At 41.5% G+C, this 22,639-nt stretch carries 15 protein-coding genes; 4 read left to right on the forward strand and 11 right to left on the reverse strand.

What is annotated here, in order from left to right; all coding sequences use genetic code 11:
* Positions 1 to 71: 71 nt before the first annotated feature.
* From H6G74_RS05810 to H6G74_RS05840, 7 genes are all read right to left on the reverse strand, one after another.
* Positions 72 to 1,322: a glycerate kinase family protein gene (locus H6G74_RS05810; protein WP_190966775.1), complete on the reverse strand. Its 1,251-nt coding sequence runs from the start codon at positions 1,320 to 1,322 to the stop codon at positions 72 to 74.
* Positions 1,323 to 1,386: 64 nt separating this feature from the next.
* A complete protein-coding gene (locus H6G74_RS05815; RefSeq protein ID WP_190966776.1) occupies positions 1,387 to 2,850 on the reverse strand; it encodes an SLC13 family permease in 1,464 nt (487 codons plus the stop codon).
* Positions 2,851 to 3,684: 834 nt separating this feature from the next.
* Positions 3,685 to 4,182, reverse strand: a complete 498-nt coding sequence (locus H6G74_RS05820; protein ID WP_190966777.1) for a DUF427 domain-containing protein — start codon at positions 4,180 to 4,182, stop codon at positions 3,685 to 3,687.
* A 99-nt stretch (positions 4,183 to 4,281) separates the two neighbouring features.
* Positions 4,282 to 5,865 carry an HlyD family efflux transporter periplasmic adaptor subunit gene (locus H6G74_RS05825; protein WP_190966778.1) on the reverse strand — a complete coding sequence of 528 codons (1,584 nt, stop codon included), beginning with the start codon at positions 5,863 to 5,865 and terminating at the stop codon, positions 4,282 to 4,284.
* Between the two features lie 47 nt (positions 5,866 to 5,912).
* On the reverse strand, positions 5,913 to 8,909 hold the full coding sequence (locus H6G74_RS05830; RefSeq protein ID WP_190966779.1) for a peptidase domain-containing ABC transporter: 2,997 nt from the start codon (positions 8,907 to 8,909) through the stop codon (positions 5,913 to 5,915).
* Between the two features lie 369 nt (positions 8,910 to 9,278).
* Entirely contained in the window at positions 9,279 to 9,956 is a 678-nt protein-coding gene (locus H6G74_RS05835) for a 5'-methylthioadenosine/S-adenosylhomocysteine nucleosidase family protein (protein WP_190966780.1), read from the reverse strand.
* A gap of 148 nt (positions 9,957 to 10,104) precedes the next feature.
* A complete protein-coding gene (locus H6G74_RS05840) occupies positions 10,105 to 10,956 on the reverse strand; it encodes a ferritin-like domain-containing protein (RefSeq protein WP_190966781.1) in 852 nt (283 codons plus the stop codon).
* A 287-nt stretch (positions 10,957 to 11,243) separates the two neighbouring features.
* On the opposite strand from H6G74_RS05840, the gene H6G74_RS05845 reads away from it, so the two are divergent.
* The 4 genes from H6G74_RS05845 to H6G74_RS05860 all read left to right on the forward strand — a co-directional run bounded on the left by H6G74_RS05845 (position 11,244) and on the right by H6G74_RS05860 (position 16,536).
* Complete coding sequence (locus tag H6G74_RS05845) at positions 11,244 to 13,943, forward strand: efflux RND transporter permease subunit (RefSeq protein ID WP_190966782.1); 2,700 nt, start codon at positions 11,244 to 11,246, stop codon at positions 13,941 to 13,943.
* The gene (gene hpnA, locus H6G74_RS05850) at positions 13,943 to 14,926 is read left to right on the forward strand and encodes a hopanoid-associated sugar epimerase (protein WP_190966783.1); all 984 of its coding nucleotides are present in this window, start codon (positions 13,943 to 13,945) and stop codon (positions 14,924 to 14,926) included. Before H6G74_RS05845 ends, hpnA begins: the two co-directional genes overlap by 1 nt.
* Before the next feature lie 110 nt (positions 14,927 to 15,036).
* Entirely contained in the window at positions 15,037 to 16,056 is a 1,020-nt protein-coding gene (gene hpnH, locus H6G74_RS05855; protein ID WP_190966784.1) for an adenosyl-hopene transferase HpnH, read from the forward strand.
* 108 nt (positions 16,057 to 16,164) lie between these two features.
* The gene (locus tag H6G74_RS05860; RefSeq protein ID WP_190966785.1) at positions 16,165 to 16,536 is read left to right on the forward strand and encodes a DUF2237 family protein; all 372 of its coding nucleotides are present in this window, start codon (positions 16,165 to 16,167) and stop codon (positions 16,534 to 16,536) included.
* Positions 16,537 to 16,743: 207 nt separating this feature from the next.
* Here the strand turns inward: H6G74_RS05860 and H6G74_RS05865 are convergent, their stop codons facing one another.
* From H6G74_RS05865 to H6G74_RS05880, 4 genes are all read right to left on the reverse strand, one after another.
* Positions 16,744 to 17,574, reverse strand: coding sequence for a squalene/phytoene synthase family protein (locus H6G74_RS05865; protein WP_190966786.1), 831 nt, complete (start codon positions 17,572 to 17,574; stop codon positions 16,744 to 16,746).
* A 670-nt stretch (positions 17,575 to 18,244) separates the two neighbouring features.
* Complete coding sequence (locus tag H6G74_RS05870) at positions 18,245 to 19,456, reverse strand: aspartate aminotransferase (protein WP_190587970.1); 1,212 nt, start codon at positions 19,454 to 19,456, stop codon at positions 18,245 to 18,247.
* Positions 19,457 to 19,617: 161 nt separating this feature from the next.
* Positions 19,618 to 20,805 (reverse strand): iron-containing alcohol dehydrogenase family protein, encoded by a 1,188-nt coding sequence (locus tag H6G74_RS05875; RefSeq protein WP_190966787.1) that lies wholly within the window; start codon positions 20,803 to 20,805, stop codon positions 19,618 to 19,620.
* Between the two features lie 794 nt (positions 20,806 to 21,599).
* The gene (locus tag H6G74_RS05880; RefSeq protein ID WP_190966788.1) at positions 21,600 to 22,121 is read right to left on the reverse strand and encodes a Ycf51 family protein; all 522 of its coding nucleotides are present in this window, start codon (positions 22,119 to 22,121) and stop codon (positions 21,600 to 21,602) included.
* Positions 22,122 to 22,639 lie beyond the last annotated feature (518 nt).

Consider the following 22,639-nt stretch of genomic DNA (forward strand, 5'->3'; position numbering starts at 1 on the left):
AAAATCCCCAAAATAACCAGATAAATAGTAAATTTTGGGGAAATATGTAAATTCACATTAGCTATAAACTACTAACTTATAGATTTATAGCTCGAAGTCACTAACTGACTCTCTGACACTCTACGTCCTTTGTGATTCGTTTTATTCCTTTGTCCTATGTCTTGATAACGTCTAATTTGCTTACCAACTAACAACAACCTTGCTACTTGTTCAGCCGCATTAGTTAATAAAGTCCCTGTTTGAGAAATAGCCTCATTTAATTGACAAGGATGAGTCAAAATACTATTGAAATAATCAATTCCTTGGTGAAAATTAATTTCTGCACCTTCGCCAATTGTTCCAACTAATGCAATCACTGGTAATTGATAACGCTTGGCACGTTTAGCAACTTCCGCCGGAATTTTACCCCGTGGCGTTTGAAAATCAATGCAACCTTCTGCTGTAATCACCAAATCAGCTTTCGGAATCAAATTATCTAATTCCAAATACTGCATTACAATATCGTAGCGTGGGTGTAATTTCGCGCCAATTAAAGCGTGCAAGCCAGTACCCAAACCACCAGAAGCACCACTACCAGGCATTTCTCGCACATCCAAACCCAAATCTGCTTTGATAACCGCAGCGTAGTGTTCTAATGCGAAAGCCATTTGTTCTACCGTTTCAGCAGATGCGCCTTTTTGCGGGCCGAAAACTCTCGCAACCCCTTTTTCACCACACAAAAGATTATGCCAGTTGCAAGCAACATCAATCTCAACTTGATTTAAACGAGAGTCCTTTGTAGATAAATCTATGCGTTGGAGTTTAACTAACTCACTGCAACCCAAACCTAAATCATTACCATGCTCATCTAGCAACTTCACTCCCAAAGCTTGCGCCATTCCCGCACCACCGTCATTCGTGCCAGAATCACCACAGCCAACTAAAATGCGTTCTGCGCCAGCATCTAAAGCAGCCTTAATTAACTCACCTACTCCATAAGTCGTGGTTATCATAGGATTTCGCATATTAGTAGGTACCAGCCGTAACCCAGCCGCCGCAGCCATTTCTAACACTGCGGTTTTTTTCATAGTTCCACCCAAAAAGCCAAAGTGAGATTGTACTTTTTGTCCTACAGGGCCAGTTACTTCCAAGTGATGCAAGGTTCCGCCTGTGGCTGCAACTAAGGTTTTGCTAAAGCCTTCACCGCCATCTACTAAAGGTGCTTTGCAAATATTTACATCGGGTATAACTCTGGCGATACCTGTAGCAATGCAGTCAGCGACTTGTTCTGCATCAAGACTTTCTTTAAATCCAGAAGGAGCGATTAGAATGTTTAGTGTCATTATTAATTTCCTGCGGCAATCCAGCCGCTTTTTTTGTCGTTAAATTTAGAGAGATGGGGAAGAATTAGAGAGATAATCCTACCCAACGCCACCAGGTGTAATAAAACAGCAGAATTAAAGCCAAGTGAATCACAATCATTACTGAACTTAACCGGAGTAAATCTGTTGGTTTAAAGCCTTCGTCGGCATCTTGATAAACCATTAATGCTTTAGAACTGACAGGAAAAGTTAGGCAATAGTCCATACCCAAAGTGCTGAGAAATAAGACAGCAACAGGATTGATATTTAAACTGTTAGCTAGGTAAAGTAACGGCGGAATCAAAGCTGCTGCCCTAGCGGTGTGAGAAGTCATATATATGTGGGAAGTGAGAGAAATAATGGCAATTAGTAATAAAATCAAGAAGTGAGATTTGGCACTGTTGATGTCACTAAATTGAAAAATATTATTAATCAACCATCCTGAAGCACCAGAACTAATTAATGCTTTGCCTAATACTAAAGTTGCCCCAACAAAAATAATCAAATTCCAGGAAACAGCTTTGACAGCATCTTTCCATTTCATCACTCCAAAGTTCGGCGCTGTGAGAATCATGGCACCGATGACGGTGACAGTAGCAATTTCTAAGCCATGCCATTGTTCAGTTATCCACAGTGCCAACATTAACAAAACAATCCATAATGTTTTGCGTTCTGGTATAGATAAAGATTCTGTTTGTAAATATTCCACATTTAATTTTTGTTGCAAGCGTTGTTTATCTAAAAACAACCGCATGATTACCCAGCAAGAGGCGTAACTAGCAACGACTCCAAAAGGTAAGCCATAAAGCAACCATTGGCTAAAAGAAATACTGGTATCGGAAATTTCTTGTAATAAATCTTGGGCGACTAAATGCGAGCCTGCACCTGTAAGCGAAACGATTGTAGAGACTAGAATTACAGTTGGCATTAATAGTGCGATCGCCCGACGAGTTTGTTGATCCTCCGTAGCATTGGCGACGCTGCGAAAAATCGGATGGGTAACAGCAGCGCGTCCTGAAGTCGAAGGAATTAAAAAAGATAGGGGAATTAAAACTGTTGTTAATAGCCAAAATAAACTGCTAATATTATGTGCTTTTGCTGCCACTATTTGAGTTAGTCTTGTAGCTAAACCTGTTTGCTTAACTGCACCACCTAAAATAAACGCCCCTATCATTAACCAGACAACATCAGAACCCAAAGATTCAAAAAACTGTTCTTGAGAAATGCCTCCAGTTAACAGCAACAACAGCACAGAAAATAAAGCTACATAACCAGCATTAATTGAGGTTGTTGACCATAAAATAACTGCTAGGAGAAAGACAAATATTGTCAACCGTCCTTGTATAGATAAACCCTGCGGTATAAATACTAATACTCCAGATAGAGAAGTTAAAAATATTGCTACGATCGACTTAATCTGCCAACGGTTAGAACTGCGAAAAAATGTACTAAGTCTCACTAATAAATTATTTATAGGAATACCCTTGTGTTGATTTACAGGTAGTTTCATTTTCTAGATTTTGCTGGAATTGATTGAGACAGCCTTATTTGTAGGTGTGTCTCCTGACTGAAATTACAGCCTGAAGTTTAACTTCCGCTTAATCTAAATTTAATTAGGGCTTTATGAGAACATAATTAAGGAAAAATGAGAAAAGTCTCATGAAACATCAGCAGTTGACTCACGTCGTCAATCTCATACTCATTCCAGATCCCCGACTTGTTAAACAAGTCGGGGATCTATTCATAAAGAGTGCTGAGAATGATAAAATTTGCGTAGCTTGGGTGTAATGAAGCGAATTTAGTAGGGACGGGTTTATTTAGATCATCGTTAATTGGTGAGCATATCTGTAAACCCGCCCCTACTTTAAACCTTTTGGCAGAGGGTAGAATTATTTTCTAAAACCCTAATATCTCCTGCTTTGACTTGGTATGTCTTAACATTTGGCAACATAATATGTAAGTGTTAAAAGTCAAACAGTAAACTTTGGTATCAAAGTTAATTCTCTGAATTTAGCTGTGATAAATTAATAATTGAAGTTGAAAAACTTCCCTGGCAGATTAACAGCCAATGTTCAAGTTAGTTATGAGGTAAAAACGCTGTTTAATTTGAATCTGTCTCGCATAAACGACAACACCCAACTCGAACACTAATATTTCCTCCTTTGGGTAAACTGAGGCGTTATAACTGATAGTTGAATGTATATCGGTTAGAGCCTAAGATGAATGATGTATTTGAGGAAATCACTAAGTGAGTAGTAGTTTGGGTGTTGTTGTTTTGAGTAGGTTATAGGTTATAGGTGACAGGTTACAGAGTTTTACTTATTTCAACTCAGCATTCAGAAATTCACCATCCCCAAGTACCAGGCCCGCCTTTAAATGGCCCGACAATATTATGAGTAACCCAACCACCGTAGAAGTTTCCTGGTTGTGGTTGGACTTTTTCACCATCTACATAACAAGCATCCATTAAATGAGCATAAAAAGCTACATGATCTTGAATAGATGCAAAAGCTGATGTTGGGCTGGGATAATACCAAGCGGCGTTTTGGGCTTCTTTATCACCAACGCGAATGGTGTAATAGCCTGCACGTCCTTTCCACTCACAAAAACTAGATTGTGGTACTGATATCAAGTATTCCATTTTGATATCTTCAGGGGGAAGGTAGTAGGAGGGGGGATGGCTGGTTTCTAAGACACGTTTGGCGTTGTGGGTGTCTGCAATGGTTACGCCATTAAAAATTATCTGTATGTGTTTGTTGACAGGTTCTAAGCGCGGGGGACGGGGATAATCCCATACTGATTCTTGTCCGGGTGCAGGTTCGATGCGTTGAGGAAAAACCATACAAGTAGGTAGAAATAAATATGCGATCGCTTTTACTTTACCGTAAAGTTATAGGTTGGTGTAAATGCGATCGCTGCAACAAAACTCAAAGCGCCAAAATTAGCGTACTTCTTTTAAACTATCCACCTGCTTGGTAAACAACTCAGTAAACAGACTCATGACTGTTCTTTCTTCCCGTACCTTAATGTTAGCTGTGATTGACATCCCAGATTGCAAGGGTAGTTGTTTACCGTTCATTTCAAGTGCTTGCTTATCTAAGGATATTCTGGCAGGGAATCGGTAGAATTTATGAGTTTCATCCGGTGGTAAAGCATCAGAACCAACAGAAACTAATTCTCCTTTAATATCACCAAATTCGCTGAAAGGAAAAGAATCAATTCTGACATCAGCTTTCATTCCTTCCCGGACAAACCCAATATCTTGATTAGTAATAAATACTTCAGCAATATACTTATCGTTGGGGACAATTTGCAGTAATTTTTGGGTTGAATTAGCTACAAACCCCGGATTTTTTGCTTGTACATCAAAAACTGTCCCACTCACAGGTGCGCGGAGTTCTTGGTATCTGAGATTGAGTTGAGCTTGGGAAAGTTTACTGCTAATATCTGCTAAACGCTGTTCATTATCTAGGACAATTTTGATAAATTGGCTATCAATATCTGCGATACGCTGTTTATTTTCTGAGATTTTTTCTAAAACATTTTTACCGGAAACCGCTACAGTATTAGTGAGTTCTTGCCGTCCTCGTTCGATTTCATATTTGAGGCGTTTGTCTTCTTCTTGTAATTGGGCGACTTCGGCTTCTAGGGTTTGTACTTGTTGTTGCTGGTTGAGATATTGTAACTGAGAAATACCACCTTCTTCAGCTAGGGTTTTTAGCTTATTTAAAATCTGCTGTTGAATCGCTAAACCTGATTGAGTGTCAGCTATTTTAACTTGGTTTTGTGTTAGTTGTTTTTTGGTTTTTTCAATTTCTAATTGTGCTGCATTGGCGCGGGTAGCTAATTCTAGTTTAGATACTTGTAGACGTTGTTGTTCATCTACGCCCAGCCCTTGAGTAGATGATGAATTTCTTAATTCTTTGCGTAACAATTCATTTTCAGCAACTAAGGCGGCGCGACTTTTCAACAGAAAAACTGCATCTGTTGGTAATCTACTGCGTAAAAATTCTAATTCTGAACCCACAGTATAACTAGAATTCATCAAGCGGCGATAAATTTGATTTTCTCGAATCAAACTATTCCGCACTTGAATTAAAGAATTTAATTCGGCTATAGTCGCAACGGTTTCAAAGGTGAGTAATAAATCTCCTTGGTTGACTTTTTGTCCATCTTTTACATAAACTGCTTTGACGACACCATTGACTGGTGCTTGTACTTCTTTGACTGTTCCTTGGGGTTTTAATTGACCAGTCGCAGGTACAACTTGTTCAATTTTGGCAATAAAAGCCCAAGCAATACCAAACCCAGCTAATGCTATCAAGGTCAACATAATTGTACGTGACCAAACTGGAGACTGGCGTAAAACAACCGATTGTTCAAAGTTATCAAATCTTTGATTTATTAAAGGCTGTTGGGAAACTTGCTTTACAGATGTTAATACAGGTGATTCGGTAGGAGTTTCTGAATGATGTTTACCGTTACCATTATTGCCATTGAGACGATTACCATTTACTTGAGTCATAGCAGTTTTACCCTTTTAGGAATAATGAGTGATTAACCCTTGACTAATTACAAATTAACTTCTTGCTGTTGATATAGGTAAGAATAATGACCTTTAGCAGCCATTAACTCTTGATGACTTCCTTGTTCTATGACTCGGCTTGCGTCCATGACAACGATAGTATCTGCATGGCTGACGGTGTTTAGGCGGTGGGTAATGAAAAATACTGTACTACCTTGAAAGGCTTTGGCTAAGTTTAAACAAACTTGGCGTTCTGTGGGGTAATCTAAGGCACTGGTAGCCTCATCTAAGACTAGCAGTTTTGGTCGTTGGAGTACAGAACGGGCGATCGCAATTCTTTGTCTTTGTCCCCCAGAAAGTCCCGCACCTCTTTCACCAACACGGGTATTGTAACCGTTGGGTAAGCCCATAATAAATTCATGGGCGCAAGCCACACGGGCGGCTTCAATAATTTCTTCGGTGGTTGCTTCTGGGTTAGTTAAAGCAATATTTTCTTGTACTGTTCCGTCAAATAATAATGTTTCTTGGGGAACGACACCTATTTGTCTTCTTAAAGAGTAAAGTTCGACTTTGGCAATATCATAACCATCAATTAAAATTCTGCCGGATTCCACATCATACAATCGCAGCAGTAATTTCATCATTGTACTTTTGCCAGAGCCACTCTGCCCGACGATACCAATAAATTGTCCGGTGGTAAATTCCAGGTTGATATTAGTTAGTTGTAAGGGGCCATTGGGGTTAAAGCGGAAGGAAACATTATCAAATTTCACTGCGCCTTCAATGGCTGGTAAGGGAATGTTACCTCTGTCTGCTTCCCCTTCTTCCGGGGTATCAACAATATCACTTAATCGTTCTAAAGATAAAGCAGTTTCTTGGAAGTTTTGCCAGAGTTGGGCTAAACGTAAAATTGGGCTGGTAACATAACCAGAAATAATCCGAAACGCAATTAATTCACCTAATGTCAGTTCACCTTGTAATACTAAATAAGCACCCACCCATAAAACTAGCAAACTACTGAGTTTATTTAAAAAGTTACTCGTAGAATTAGCCAAGGTTGAAGTGACAACAGTTTTAAATCCTGCGCCTACATAACGAGCATAACGCTCTTGCCAAGAAAAGCGCGATCGCAATTCGATATTTTGCGCTTTCACTGTTTGAATACCAGACATCACCTCAACTAAATAAGACTGAGTTTCGGAGTTGCGTTCGGCTTTGTTGCGTAACTGTTTACTAATTGTGGGTGAAGCGATTAAAGTAATCACCACAAATATGGGAATTGTCCCTAATCCAACTAAAGTTAGTTGCCAACTGTAAAACAGCATCACAACTATATAAACTACAGAAAATAAGGCATCTAACCCGACAGTTAAGGCTGTCCCTGTAAGAAACTGGCGAATATTTTCTAACTCGTTGATTCTGGTTGACAATTCACCGACGGGACGGCGTTCAAAATAGCGCAGTGGTAATCTTAATAAGTGGTCAATAATTTGTGAACCCAAACCCATATCAATGCGGTTGGTTGTATCCACAAATAAATAAGTCCGCAAAGTCCCAATTACCGCTTCAAACAGTCCCACTACTAACAGTAATGCTCCCAGAACATTCAAAGTACTAATACTGTTTTGGACAATTACCTTGTCGATAATTAACTGAATTACCAGTGGGTTTGCCAGTTGTGCTAACTGGACAAAAAACGAAGCAATAAATACTTCAATTAACACTCGACGGTAGCGCGACAAATAAGGTAAAAACCACGATACACCAAATCTTTCTTTTGGCGTTTCTTTGGTTGCACTTAGCAGTAACACCCGCATTTGTGGCTGGTAATTGCCATCTTCGAGTTCTAAATTTGCCAGTAATTCTTTTGGTTTACAGCGTACTATACCTTGGGATGGCACACCCACAACAACATGATGTGCATCCGCCGCATACAATACAGCGAAATTACTGCGATAACGAATGAGTGCTGGTGTGGGGAGACGTTCAATTGTCGATGCGGGTAAATCTACTAACTGTGCTTTTAAACCAATTAATTCTGCGATGTAAGCACAAGCCGGGAAAGATATACTACCTTGGCGTTTAATTTGTTCCGATAAAATGCGCCGTACAACTTCTCGACGTATGGGAATTTGTAAATGCTTGGACAGCATTTGAAAACAAGCAAAAGTCGCATTGACTTCTCCACTACCACGAACAAAAGGATATTTTAGGTGCTTTTGTTTTTTTTGTGCTGGATAGTCTACCGCCGTAATTTCTTCCGGTGCGTAGGGAATATCTAACTCATCTGTAATGTCTGTTTGTGTATCATAAATAGACTCTTCTTCAGCTTGGGAATAGTTATCTAAAAATGATAAATCTCCTGGTGCAAAACCAATTAACCTAGCAGGATTTCTCCCAGTAACTTCTATTGTGCCTGCATTTAATTCTAGGCGAGAACCGGGAGGAAAATTCTTAACTTCACCCCCACTTACAAACCAAACACTATCAATATCTAGCTGGTTAGATGATTTTTTGCCGGGTGATAAGTATTGTATTTGAGTATTGAGTAAAGCTTGCTCGGATAATTCCAGAAAATTAGTGACAGAATTGGCTTGTTTGGCGACTTGTACACCCAAAACACTGAAAACTTCGGAAATATGGCTGTGATGTTGTCGCGTGTGAGCAAATTCTGGATATTCTGTTATGAGGCGCGAATATTCTTCAATATTTAAAGCTAAACATATCACCTCTGTGGAAGCGATCGCCACTTCACAAGGAACCTGACGCAAAAAACTAATTTCCCCAATAGCCGCACCTGGTTTGAGCAATTTTAATGTAATAGCTGCTTGGGTTTGCGGTTCATATCCCAACAGCCGTACTTGCCCTTCATATAAAAATATGACTTTTTGTGGTATTGTTTCGTTACCTATAATTTTCTGCCCAATGCGATAGCGCCAAGCTTCTAATTTTTCCGCAATACTCACAATCACTTCGGCAGGTAATTGCTCAAATCCTGCTACATTAGCAATAAAATCTTGAAAGGCGCTTTTAATATAGGTCATACTTTAAATTTGATTTGATATTGGGAAAAACTTACATCTTGACTGTGATCAAGATAATCAAAAAGCAATTAATTTATATTATGGTTCGGTTAAATAGGTCGCTTAAACTGCAACTAATAAACATACCTTCTATCCTTGTTAAATAAATTCAGTTTTTGTTATTTGATAGCTTGATTTTTTTAGTTACAGCAAAGTCTTAATATTAATTAATATTCTCTAGCAAATTAATAATACATAGCTTATTTAACTTGAAAAATTGTGCTGACTCAGATACCCGACTTCTTCAAGAAGCCGGGTATCTGGTTGTTCACGTAAAACAAAACTATCACAACCTCGTGTATAGAAATCGTAAATTATTGGTTAAAAATTTTAGGTATTTATCAGGTGACGATTCAACAGTGCTTGAGTAACTTTTTCCAGTACCTTTAAACCTTGTAAAGAACCACGAATTAAACGAGTCGCCGCGATGGGTTGACTGATTAAACTCCATGCTAAAGGTAAAGTTTGCAGTGAACCATCGGTACTGATAGCATCGGAAAGGTCAGGAATATCATGTAGACTGTCATCACTGACCACACGTAAGACAGTGACTTCAATTCCCATCACTTGAAAAAACTGTAAAGCGGCGAAACTTTCCATATCAACAACATCACAGTTAGATGTTGCTGCTAAAGATGATTTTTCTGTAGCAGACCAGATGACGCGATCGCTTGTCAAGCCTTTCACCAGTGAGACTTTTTGTTGTACAGCAGATAACTGATTCATCAAGGTGCGATCGCATTCTTGCACAAGTCCTTGATAAGTGCAATTTTGATACAACACAACATCCCCAACAGCGTAATTCTGGCGCAAGCTACCACACAAACCCATCACCAAAACCTTAGCTGGCGAATGCTGTTTATCCCATTGCTGCAAGTATTTTGTCAACGGCTGCATCCCCACTGGTATCGCTAAAACTGTTGGTATCGACTCCATATTTTTACGTAAGCCACGACACACAGCTTTATACTCCGCACCCTGCGGCACTAAAATTACAGTGTTCATCATCAATCTTTGTGTGGAGAATTATTTTGCGAAGGGGGATAAGGTGGATAGGGGAGACAAGGGGGACACTGACACCCCTATGGGGAAGTCAAAATTCAAAAGTTAGAGAGTTTTTGACTTTTGACTTTTAACTTTTAACTTGATTTTGCCCCTACACTCTTACCCCCTCCCCAAACCCTTTCCGTTTCGGTAGTAACTGGAGAGTATTCAAAGCTGTGGTGGCGAGTCGAGGTAGCAGTTGCGGTTGCAATATCCGCGAGTCGAACTTACTCATTCGCCGTTGATTTTCTTGGATGCACACTTTAAGAAATTTTTCAAGTGTTAAATCTTGACTAAACACACTGGCTCCACTAGCAGTAAAACCTGCACCATTGGGATCAGACTCACCAATGGCTTTAATCACACTGCTCAAGGCTCTGCCGTAATACCAGAGAGTTTTAGCACTCCGCAGGGGTAAAAATCCATCACCACGTTGAATTTGCAAATCAGTGAACCAGTTGACAAAAAATACAATATGCCGTACTTCTTCATCAACAATTGAGTCAAAGATTGTGAAGATTTGCTCAGGAAATACTCTGGCTTCTCGCGCAATTTCAAATAAGCCAAAGGCAAAAAAAGAATCGAGACATTCTTCAAAACCAAATTCCATGAATGTCTGCTCAAGGTTGGCGGGAATTTCGATGGGTGGACAAGCAGGCATAGGGATGTCATAACGCTCAATAAAGACTTTTAGCAAGCGAGCATGACGAGATTCTTCTTCACCTTGGAGGGCGATCGCATCTTGTAAAATGCCCCTATCTAAAGTTTTGGCATATTCACTGACGATAACTCCCGCTTGGCGTTCTTTATTCAAAGCCTGACCCCAAAAAGGGATGCCTCGCAATAGTGCCAAAGCTGCATGATCCAAATCAGGCCAAGGGAGATGCTCAGGCTCATATTCCCTGTAACTCTCCATAAAACTACGACAGAATAATTCCCTATGGTCAACAGAACCAATTTTCATAAGTAAGGTTATGTGTGCTTAAAATTGCCGTTAGAACCAGGACGATGTAGTGAGTAACACAAGTTTTATCTCAGCATAGAGTAATACATTACTGATTACCTAGTGCTGATTGCTAAGTATTAATTATTAAGTGTTTGAGTAGAAGAAATTTTTTGACCGTTTATCCTTTATGCTTTTTTAAGAAACCCATTAAGTAAAATTGCCCACCAAAGGAAACTAAACCATCCAAACTTTAGACGATTAATGTAGCATGACAATTAATTGGGACACCAGCAAAATTTTCCAAGATGGTAAAGGTTAGTAGCGCAAAATCTGCACGAGAACGCTTCAATATCTCCAAATTGGCCATTGACTTCTCGTGGTTGACAGTGAGTTTCTGGATTGCTGTAACGGTAGCTGGGCTTTTGGCGTTCAGTTCCCTCAAGTATGCTTTGTTTCCAGATATTACTTTTCCGGTGGTGGTAGTTAACGCCACAGCACCACTGACAACAGCAATTGATACAGAAGCCAAGCTCACCAAACCAATCGAAGAGCGCCTCCGCTCTGTAGAAGGACTAGATGATCTGCGTTCATCTGTTTATCCTGGTCAAACGGCAGTTAGTTTAGCTTTTGCAGTTGGTACTGATTTAGAAAAATCCACCAGCAAGGTAGAAACTGCACTTAAACAGTTAAGTTTGCCGCAAGGGGCAAATTACAAAATTATTCCCCTGAATTTAAACGAATCAGCAGCCGTTAGCTACACAATAGAGAGTGCCTCGCAGAATCTCACAGAATTGACCAAGGTAGCGCAAGACAAAATTATCCCAGTGATTACCAAAGTACCGGGAGTCTTGAAAGTCAATTTGTTGGGAGAGCCAAGCCCTAAACCCGCATTACCAAGCGCCCAAAATGCAACTGCGGCACTTCCCCAAGGCGGAGCCACATTAGTCCGGTTTAATGGGCAAGATGCACTGGCTTTTCAAGTCATCAAACGGGGGAACGCCAACACCTTAGAGGTTGTGAGTCGGGTAGAAAAAGAAGTTCAAAAGCTGAGAACTAACCTCAAAGATGTCAAACTCACCTTAGCTGCTACCCAAGCCGAGTATATTCGCAATGCCACCAAGTCAACCATTGACGCGCTCATCGAAGCCATAGTGTTGGCTATTGTTGTGATCTTTCCTTTCTTGTGGAGTTGGCGAGCCACATTAATTTCGGCACTGGCGATACCGACTTCTTTGTTGGCGACGTTTATTGTCATGGCCATTTTCGGTTTCAACTTAGAAACGATTACATTGTTAGCTTTGGCATTAGTCATTGGTAGCGTGATTGATGATGCCATCATCGATGTCGAAAATATTATGCGGCATATTGAAGAAGGAGAAAGCCCTCGTCAAGCGGCCTTCTCAGCCACCAGTGAAATTGGGTTAACCGTTGTCGCCACCACAGCTACAGCCGTGGCAGTGTTTTTACCAATTGGTTTGATGGGTGGTGTAGTTGGGCAATTCTTCAAGCCCTTTGGAATTACAGTTTCCGCTTCTTATATTGCTTCTACCTTAGTAGCCCGGACACTATCACCAGTTTTATCCACTTACTGGCTTAAACCAATCTCTACCAATACTCCCCGCAAGGAAGGAAAGCTGTGGTCAGGGTTTGCCCAAGCTTACCGGAAATTGCTGTATTGGTCGTTAAATCACCGCAAAACAGTGGTTTTTTTGGCTGTTCTCAGCTTTGTTGGGGGAATTGCCATAGTACCATTCATTCCCAAAGGCTTTATCCCGAAATTAGACCGTGGCGAATTTAATATTACCTATACGGCTCCTTTACCACAAATACCTGATATTGCCGCTTTGCAAAAACAGGCAGCACAGGCAGCACAAGCGGGAATTCCTTTGTCATCTCAACCCCCCATTTCCCTTCCCAACCCACTCAATGATTCTCTGGAAGTTGCGAAAAAACTAGAAGCGGTGGTGAGAAAATCCCCAGCCGTGGAAACAGTCTTTACTACCGTCGGTTCCCGCGAAGGTGAACCCAATAAAGGTACGCTTTACGTCAAGCTGAAAGAAGACCGAGAGCTAAAGACGGCAGAAGTCCAAGACCAAATACGCGCTCAGTTGCCTAATTTAACAGGCGTAACCACCAGTGTGGAAGACATTCAATTTATCGATACTGGTGGACAAAAACCTCTACAAGTGTCATTACGAGGTGAGAATCTCCAAGAACTGAACAAAGCAGCCCAAGCAATTAAAGAACGCATCGCCAAAATACCGGGATTTGCTGATGTGACGGTAACGGGTGACAGTAAAAACCAGGGGGGAATTTTTCAAATTGAGCGACTGAACAATCAGCGTGTGGCTTATATCAGTGCCAATCTAGGCCAGGATTTGTCTTTGGGTAATGCCACAGACAAAATCGTTGCGGAAGCCAAAGAAGTTTTACCTGCTGGTGTAACTTTAGACTTGGGTGGCGATTCTGCCCGTCAAAACGAAGTCTTTAGCAGTTTTGCTTCTACTTTGGTGCTATCGGCACTTTGCATTATTGTGGTGCTGATTTTGTTGTTCCGCAGTTGGATAGACCCTGTAGTTATTGGTGTTTCATTGCCTTTGTCAATTGTGGGAGCCATGCTGGCATTACTCTTTACCAAGAGTGATTTTGGCATGATTTCCTTAATTGGTTTTGTCTTTTTGTTGGGTCTGGCTAACAAAAATGCGATCGTGTTGGTGGATTACATTAATCAACTGCGTCAAGCTGGTTTAAGCCGCAAAGAAGCCATCTTGAAAGCTGGGCCAGTGCGCCTGCGCCCAATTATGATGACGACTGCTTCCACACTATTAGGGATGTTACCCATTGCCTTGGGTTTTGGTGCTGGTTCAGAATTGCGATCGCCTATGGCTGTTGCTATTGCTGGCGGCTTGATCAGTTCCACAATCCTCAGCTTAATTGTTGTCCCCGTAGTTTACGCCATCTTAGATGACTGGTTCCCGCGCTTTCGTCAGGAGGCGAAACACTAATGCAGGCTTTTGTTACAGGAGGAACCGGCTTTGTCGGTTCCCACTTGGTGCGGTTGTTACTGCAACAAGGATACAAAGTCAAAGCTTTAGTCCGCCCCAGCAGCAATTTAGCCAATTTACGCGGCTTGGATGTGGAACTAGTCAAAGGTGATTTGACAGATGCTGAGATTTGGCAACAAATGAAAGGTTGTCAATATTTATTCCATGTCGCTGCCCATTATTCTTTGTGGCAAGTAGATAGACAACTACTGTATCGCTACAACGTCATCGGTACAAGGAATATTCTTGAAGCTGCCCGCAAAGCCGACATTGAACGCACTGTTTACACCAGTTCCGTATCAGCCATAGGAGTCGGACCAGGCAGTAAACCTGTCGATGAAACTTATCAAAGCCCAGTAGAAAAACTGATTGGTAGTTACAAACAGTCAAAATTTCTTGCCGAACAAGAAGCTAAACAAGCCGCCGCTAGAGGGCAAAATGTCGTAATTGTCAACCCCAGCACACCGATTGGTTCATTAGATATCAAACCCACACCCACAGGCGATATTATCCTGCGGTTTTTGCGGCGAGAAATGCCAGTGTATTTAGACACTGGGTTGAATTTCATCGATGTACAAGATGTGGCTTGGGGACATTTACTGGCGTTGCAAAAAGGGAAGTCAGGCGATCGCTATATCTTAGGACACCAAAACCTCAGCCTCAAACAATTACTAGAACAACTCGCCGAAATTACGAATTTACCAGCACCCCAACGCACAATTCCTGCTTGGATACCCTTGAGTGTGGCTTGGATTGATGAGAAAATTCTCGCACCATTAGGAAAAACGCCTTCCGTCCCGATAGATGGTGTCCGTATGGCTCAACAACACATGTACTATGACGCGAGTAAAGCTGTCCACGAGTTGGGGCTACCCCAGTCCCCCTTAAAAGCAGCACTTAAAGACGCTGTGGATTGGTTTATCGCCGAAGGTTATGTCAAATGAAGTCGGATAAAGAGGTTAGAGGTTAGAGGTTAGAGGTTAGTATTTTTACTCAGCACTCAGCACTCAGCACTCAGCACTTTTTACTTATAAGATGAGGAGTAATAAATAAAGTGGGAATTAATCTACAACAAGCGATGGATATCGGGAAGTATCTGGTGACTCAGCGTTTTTTAGGGCGCAAACGCTTCCCCTTGGTATTGATGCTAGAACCATTATTTCGTTGTAATTTAGCTTGTTCTGGTTGTGGTAAGATTCAGCACCCCGTGGAAATTCTCAAACGCAATCTCACACCCCAAGAGTGCTTCGCCGCCGTGGAAGAATGTGGCGCACCTGTAGTTTCTATTCCTGGGGGAGAACCGTTACTTCATCCCCAAATTGATGAGATTGTCCGGGGCTTAGTAGAACGCAAGAAATATGTTTACTTGTGTACCAATGGTTTGTTACTGGAAAAAAGCCTCGACAAATTCCAACCTTCGCCTTACTTTACCTTTAGCGTCCATTTAGATGGAATGCGCGAGTGGCATGATAAATGTGTTGATCGCAAAGGCGTGTTTGATACTGCCGTACAAGCCATTCGTGCAGCCAAAGCCAGAGGTTTCCGCGTCACCACCAACACCACCATCTTTGAAGGTGCAAATGTCAAAGAAATGCAAGAATTCTTTGATTTTCTCGAAAGTTTGAATGTTGATGGGATGATGATTTCCCCTGGTTACAGCTACGAATGGGCTCCAGATCAAGATCATTTCCTCAAACGCGAACAAACCCGCGCCCTCTTCCGGGAAATTCTCACACCCTACACATCAGGTAAGAAAAACTGGAACTTCAATCACAATCCCTTGTTCCTAGACTTTCTCATTGGTGAAAAAGACTACGAATGTACACCTTGGGGAAGTCCGAGTTATAGCGTTCTTGGTTGGCAAAAACCCTGTTATTTGTTGAATGAAGGACATTACACCAGCTTCAAAGAATTGCTAGACAACACAGACTGGAGTAAATACGGCCGCGCTAGTGGTAATCCCCAATGTGCTGATTGTATGGTTCACTGCGGCTACGAACCAACCGCCGCGATGGATGCAATGCAACCACAAAACATCGCCCGTTCCCTGAGTACGGTGTTTGGTAAGAGTTAGGTAAGAAGAAAAGGGTGTAAGGTTGTAAGGGTGTAGGGGTTAAAAGTGGGTTGGAACACCTTAACTCTTATACCCTTAAATATTTATTGAAATATTAAGGAATAGAAAATGGCAGAAGCTAAAAATGTACTCGGCACAAATTTAGAAGTTTGCTGTACTTCACCGATGACTGGTTATTACCGTGATGGTTACTGTAACACTGGTGGGCAAGATTTTGGAATGCACGTTGTTTGCGCCCAGGTGACAGCCGAATTTTTGGAGTTTACCAAATCACAGGGTAATGATTTGAGTACACCATTTCCTGAATATAATTTTCCCGGATTACGCCCTGGCGATCGCTGGTGTTTATGTGCAGCCCGTTGGCAAGAAGCAATGGAAGCTGGTTACGCACCCCCGGTAGTTCTAGAAGCCACCCACGCTAGAGCATTGGAAGTCTGTTCGTTGGCAGATTTAAAAAAATACGCCTTTTCTGCGCCTTAAGGGACTGTCATTCAGAGACAAGGGAGTTAGCAAAAAAGCTGAATTTAACATACAGACGCGATCGCTCACGTCTGTATTGTATGGTTACTTGCTTTTGAGATTTACGACGTAGTTAAAAATTTGGGTTAATAACCAAAATACACCACAGTCTAAAAATCAGCACTATTAAACTTGAACTTACTTAATCAACCGTATTGAAAAAAGTTATTAACTAGCTTTGACGTTAACAGCATTCAATTGCTCAAGCAAGGCGATAACTTCACTGCGACTGAGTTTCTCCTTACCATTGGCAAGAGCATCAATCGTACCATGTGCCAAAGTCAACGGAATTTGACAAAAGTTTAAAGCTGGGCCAGCAGGTAAAGCTTGAGTATAAGCATCGGCTAACGCTAAGTTGCGTAGGGCATACTCTTGCATTTCTGTTACTGTCCAACCATCTGGAAAGAAGTTGACACCGCGTCCCATATCTTCAATATGGTTGCGAAGGATGTTGACAGCTTGCAAGCCACGACCAAAACCAATTGCTAAAGTACGGTTGGTTTGCGTGCCATCATACCAAGTCCATAAATCTGAAAGTAACAACCCAACTGCGCCAGCAACCCCAAAGGTGTAACGATCTAAATCAGACTCGGTTTCAATTTTCCAGTTTTTTTCTGCCCAATCAGCCATCCGGTCAGCCATTGCTGCGGTTGCATCCCAAATCCGTGGTGCAATAGTCTCAGGGGCTAATAAAGACCATTCTCTGACTCTCAGAGTTACTTCTGCCAAAACATCCTCGTAGCCGCTAAACCCTACGGAGAAAGCGTCAACTGCAAAGCCATCTACTCCTGTTTGTAATGTCAAACTTATCTTGTGTAACAGTTGTGCCTTTGTTGAATTATCCAGGTCTGGATGATCTTCAATTTCATCAATGGCACGCATACACAAATATGCTGATGCGACGGCTTCTTGCAATCCTGACGGTAAAATACTAATTGGAATATAAAAAGTTCGACTAGTTTCTTTGAGGATTTGCAAGGCATCACCACGTAAATCCATGTTGTCACTCCCCTCTGAGTTTTTACACCACATGCAGTTGAAAGTTGTTTGATGATCTGGGATATACTTTTTACCTTGAGATGGGTTAGTATTTCATCTCAAGATTAATAGTCTTTGTATCATAATTAACGACAAATTCAAACCGATTAAATTCATGTCTAGTATATAAGACTTTGGTTACTGAAATTTGTTCTGTGTGATTTGATATCTGGAGTAAGCGCAATTTTTTGCGGTAAATATAAACAACTATGCTAAAATTCCGCAGTTTATCTAATTTGGCTTTTCAGTAGTGATGAGCGAATTGATACGGGCATATAGCCTCTAGTTCGGAAGATAGCGTAAAATTCCCAACCAGATTTCTGTATTGTAAAAATATTATGAAAAACCCAATAAAATTTCTCAAAAAATGCTTCTAACTATAAATATCAGCAATTAGCTCATTGCAAAGTAGGAAAAAACTTTAGCTATTGACCAATTAGCTTCGCAAATACAATATTGCAGCCTAGACAACAATTTTCGCAGCAAATTCACGCGATGAATCTCATTCGGCAAAGCACAATCTTTTTCACTAACTTGCCCAATTAAAACAGTAGTAATCAAATAATTTTCAAAGTTAACCCCCCACTGTAATGTAGCGGGGGCGTTAATAGTTAAAATCTCATGTCACTTATTAAAGTGGCACAGAAACTAATTTTTCCGATTGATAGGAGATGCCGGCTTGTTTAAAGCGGTGTAAAGCTTCACCCAAGCGATCGCAATCTGCAATTAAACTAATCCGCACATAGCCTTCACCCGCAACCCCAAAGGCATTCCCAGGAGTCACCACCACGCCTGTTTGTTGCAAGACATTCAAGGCAAAATCGGTGGAAGTTGTACCCACAGGACATTTAACCCAAAGATACATAGTGGCTTTGGTTTTAGGAATATCCCAACCCAACTCTCCTAACCCTTGAATCAAAAAGTCGCGGCGGGTGCGGTAACGCTGTTGGACTTCGTGTAAATAAACATCTGGCAATTGCAGGGCGGTTTCGGCGGCTGTTTGCAAGGCGGCAAAAATCCCGTAATCCAAGTTGGTTTTCAGCGTCCGTAAACCTTGGATAATTTGGCTGTTACCAACAACAAAACCTACCCGCCAACCAGCCATATTATAAGTTTTGGATAAGGTATGAAACTCTACGCCAATTTCTTTAGCGCCAGGAATTTCTAACAAGCTGGTGGGTTGATAGCCATCAAAAGCTAACTCGGCATAACACAAGTCATGCACCAACAGAATTTCGTATTTTCGAGCAAAGGCGACAATTTCCTCAAAAAATTCTCGTGGTGCAGTGGCAGCAGTGGGATTGCTGGGATAATTGAAATAGAGAATTTTGGCTTTTTGGGCAACTTCTTCGGGAATTGCGGCTAAATCAATCAACCAATCATTTTCCGGCTTGAGAATCAAATTATGGACTTGCGCCCCAGCAATTACAGGCCCGCGAAAATGGGCGGGATAAGCTGGTGAAGGTACTAAAACCACATCACCAGGGTTAATATAGGCCATTGCCAAATGCCCTAATCCCTCTTTAGAACCGAGTAGCGGTAAGGCTTCGCTATCGGGATCAAGCACCACACCATAGCGGCGATTGTACCAGTTGGTAATCGCACGACGAAAACTCGCAGTTCCTTCAAAGGGCGGATAACCGTGATTGGCGGGATTTTGCAAAGCGGCGATCGCGGCTTCTACGACTGGTTGGGGTGTGGGGCCATCCGGGTTCCCCATCCCCAAATCAATCAAATCCAATCCTTGTTCCCTTGCCTTAGCTTTGAGTTCATCCAGACGGGCAAATACATAAGCTGGCAGTTTCTGTATACGTTCTGCTGGGGCAATCCAATTCAGTGTCATTGATGTACCACTTCTTGATACAGTTGATTTGTGAGTAAAATTTCTCTCATACATCACAGTTGGCGGCTGTGGATCAATTTGAGAAGTTTATAAAGTGAGCAAAATCTGAGTTTGGTAATCTGGGCAAAAAATCAAGCGTTATTTTGCCAGCCGGAAGTTTTTTACTCTTCAATTGGCTGATCAATTGCCTTTACTGCCACCCGACTGCTTGAGTCTCGGCTGTCTGTAGGTGCAGTGGTGGAAACCATCGCCGCCATCAGTTGTTCTAGTCCTACCTTGAAAGGTAAACGGTGAATATCCGAATTTGGCGCGAGGGAAATTTCGGCGGCGGTTTTTAACTCGCTCAATTTAATGTTGCCTAATCCCAAATCATCTAATTGTTGGGGCAAGCCAATCTCTGCATAAAACTTCAACAACTGTTGCCTAGCAGTGCTGGCTAACTGATTACCCAGAATCATTTCTTCTAAACGCAGTTGCACCAAAATACCAAATGCGACTTTTTCGCCGTGGATGCTGGTGTGTCCGGCAATGTGAGTTAAGCCGTTGTGTACAGCGTGGGCAGCAACGGTGCGACACTGCGCCCCACCCAAGCCGCCAATGACTCCGGCTAGTAAAACGGTTGCATCCACAACTTCTTGCCAAACTTCACTGCCCGGTTTTTCTAAAGCGGCGGCTGATTTTTGGAATAAAATATCGCGTAAAACTCTGGCCTGTTGGACTGCGGCAATAATTAAAGTCTGTTGTAAATGTCCGCTACTCACCGAGGCTTCGTACCATTTAGCGATCGCATCCCCAATACCAGCTACTAAGGTGTGTTTTGGCGCTGTGGCAATCAAATCATAGTCCAGAATCAATAAATCAGGACAGCGAGACAGCGCCACATCATACAAAAAAGCCCCTGTCTCAGAATACACATTAGAAAGGGCTGTCCAAGCTGCACAAGTAGCGGCGGAAGTGGGAATTGTCACCACTGGTAACTGCAACTGAAAAGCAACTAGTTTTGCTGTATCCAATGCTTTACCGCCACCAACACCAATAATCATGTCGGCTTTGTGTTCTTTTGCCGCCTTCCTTAAAGATTTCAAAGTGGCTTCTGAACAATCTGCACCATAAGAAGCTTGAGCAGTATGCAACTGTTGTTGCTCTAAAATTGGTTGTAAAGTATTTTGAGTCAGGGCTAGAGTTTGATTGCCTGCGACTATTAAAGGACGACTGCCTAACAAGGCAATCTCCTCTGGTGCTGCTGACAATATTCCAGATCCACGGATGACTTTTGCCGGAGCGATCGCCAGTGCCGATAATGAACTAGATGTTTGAGTAGAAAGCGTAGTAGCTGATTGATGGGGCATATAATAACTAGTTAGGCAAAACCTGAATTTGTATTGATGCTAGTAGGATTACATAATATTTATAGAAGGCAGTCGCCTATCAACAAAACTCACCATCACTTACGAGCAGCACCCACTAAACATTTTTCCATTGATGAAATTAGTAAGTAATATCTTAATCTAAAAATAATCTCTATTGTATAGTCAAATACAAAAAAAAATCATGTCTTCCCTAACACCAAAATTAAAGTTTGCTGTTAGGGAATATACGTATAAATTAGCAGAAAACTGAAATAATCTAGTATAGGTCGGCGTAAATAAACAGACTATAAGAAATTACTAAAAAGCTTGTGGTACCAATATTCTTTACTTTTGCCTTTTTCCTTTTTACTTTTTCCTTGTTGTACTAGATAATTGCGATCGCTCCACACTCACCGTTAGAACTTACATAGTGAAAAGTTTTGGAAGAGGGTGTAGGAGTGAGTGAATGTGTTCAAAAGAGGATATTCACATATTGCACCTAGCTCCGACGAATTGAATTCGCGGCTATACAAATAAAGTCCGCGCAGGCGGACTAACAGAAAATCAAGGTTTTTAACCCAATACGGTTCAGTTAGTACTTTTTTCTTATCTTCGCGCTCTTTGCGCCCTTTGTGGTTCGTTAAAAAAATGACTTTAACAAAGAGTTTTAGTCTTAACTAAACTGTATTGGTTTTTAACCCGCGCAGGCGGGTTTAGTTTGTATAGCCCCAGACTTCAGTCTGAGGGCTATGTGCTGAAAGTGGATGCACTATTCCTTTTTGCGTTGGAAGTCCCTAAGCCGTAGGCTTTGGCAATTGAGCAAATTTATCTGTATAAATCTCAATTGACATATTCGCATCTTCCCGTGAAACCAAATTGCGTTTAATTTGACCAAGGTAAAGCGGTACAGAAACTCCAGGTTCAGGATGTACCAGAGTACGAGCGCGAATTATTAGATAATTGTCGCTTTGCTTACCTAAACGACCATAGGAATATAAATTACTGGCGGCTTGACGCAAAGTTGCTTCTAAAGCTGAAGGGGAAATTTTGGGATTAATGGAAATTACTGTTTGGGTGGAACCATTATCATAAACCAGCGTATATTTTTCGGCTCCCGGAATCACTGTGCGACTTAAAGGTACTAAAGATAGAGCAAATAACCCGCCTGTTAGCACCAGCATAAAGCCAGTTGTACCTACCAGCCGAAAGCGAATGCCCCATTTAAAAATAAAAGCCAGTATTGCTAAGGCAGCAAATACTAAGGTAGCAATACCCGACCACTGGGTGTATTGAAGAAAATCAGCTGTTGAGAACATACAGATTGGCTACTTCGGTGTCTTAACACGATTTACAGACACACCCATTTTACCGATTACTTACACCCTAAATAGCAGAAGGCAGGAGGCAGTGGTTCGGCTTCGCTCACCAACCAGGCAAAAGGGAAAATTTTGAATTAAGAATAAAGCCTTTTTGACTCGCCTATTTGGGTTTAATTCCCCCGCCATAAGAGGAGTGATTTGGTGGTCTACGATTAGAGGTGGGTTTAAATCCCCCTCTAATCAGCCTCCTGCCTTTCAACTCCTGCCTCCATTAATGTGCTTATTTGCTTGATGTTTATCGTTATATCTTATACTGCTAATAAGAATTTCTTTGATGTTGACCTTGATCAGCCAATGTTGGCGTTTAAAGAGAATCTTTTCTGCTAGATAATAGACCTATTCTATCAAGCTAAAATCAAAACCCTTGTAAACTGCAACTTTGAGCCATAAAAACTGACCTAGCCCATACTGCAACCTAGTAAATAAGACATACATAAAAGCTTAGATTTTTCAAC

The sequence above is a fragment of the Nostoc spongiaeforme FACHB-130 genome (assembly GCF_014698475.1).
GTDB classification, from domain to species: Bacteria; Cyanobacteriota; Cyanobacteriia; order Cyanobacteriales; family Nostocaceae; genus Nostoc_B; species Nostoc_B spongiaeforme.

Coding starts and splice junctions, on each gene's coding strand:
- H6G74_RS05865 (WP_190966786.1), bottom strand. CDS start 17,574: ATGGATTTACGTGGTGATGCCTTGCAAATCCTCAAAGAAACTAGTCGA.
- H6G74_RS05845 (WP_190966782.1), top strand. CDS start 11,244: ATGGTAAAGGTTAGTAGCGCAAAATCTGCACGAGAACGCTTCAATATC.
- H6G74_RS05810 (WP_190966775.1), bottom strand. CDS start 1,322: ATGACACTAAACATTCTAATCGCTCCTTCTGGATTTAAAGAAAGTCTT.
- H6G74_RS05880 (WP_190966788.1), bottom strand. CDS start 22,121: ATGTTCTCAACAGCTGATTTTCTTCAATACACCCAGTGGTCGGGTATT.
- H6G74_RS05820 (WP_190966777.1), bottom strand. CDS start 4,182: ATGGTTTTTCCTCAACGCATCGAACCTGCACCCGGACAAGAATCAGTA.
- H6G74_RS05830 (WP_190966779.1), bottom strand. CDS start 8,909: ATGACCTATATTAAAAGCGCCTTTCAAGATTTTATTGCTAATGTAGCA.
- H6G74_RS05860 (WP_190966785.1), top strand. CDS start 16,165: ATGGCAGAAGCTAAAAATGTACTCGGCACAAATTTAGAAGTTTGCTGT.
- H6G74_RS05815 (WP_190966776.1), bottom strand. CDS start 2,850: ATGAAACTACCTGTAAATCAACACAAGGGTATTCCTATAAATAATTTA.
- H6G74_RS05875 (WP_190966787.1), bottom strand. CDS start 20,805: ATGCCCCATCAATCAGCTACTACGCTTTCTACTCAAACATCTAGTTCA.
- H6G74_RS05835 (WP_190966780.1), bottom strand. CDS start 9,956: ATGATGAACACTGTAATTTTAGTGCCGCAGGGTGCGGAGTATAAAGCT.
- H6G74_RS05825 (WP_190966778.1), bottom strand. CDS start 5,865: ATGACTCAAGTAAATGGTAATCGTCTCAATGGCAATAATGGTAACGGT.
- H6G74_RS05870 (WP_190587970.1), bottom strand. CDS start 19,456: ATGACACTGAATTGGATTGCCCCAGCAGAACGTATACAGAAACTGCCA.
- hpnA (WP_190966783.1), top strand. CDS start 13,943: ATGCAGGCTTTTGTTACAGGAGGAACCGGCTTTGTCGGTTCCCACTTG.
- H6G74_RS05840 (WP_190966781.1), bottom strand. CDS start 10,956: ATGAAAATTGGTTCTGTTGACCATAGGGAATTATTCTGTCGTAGTTTT.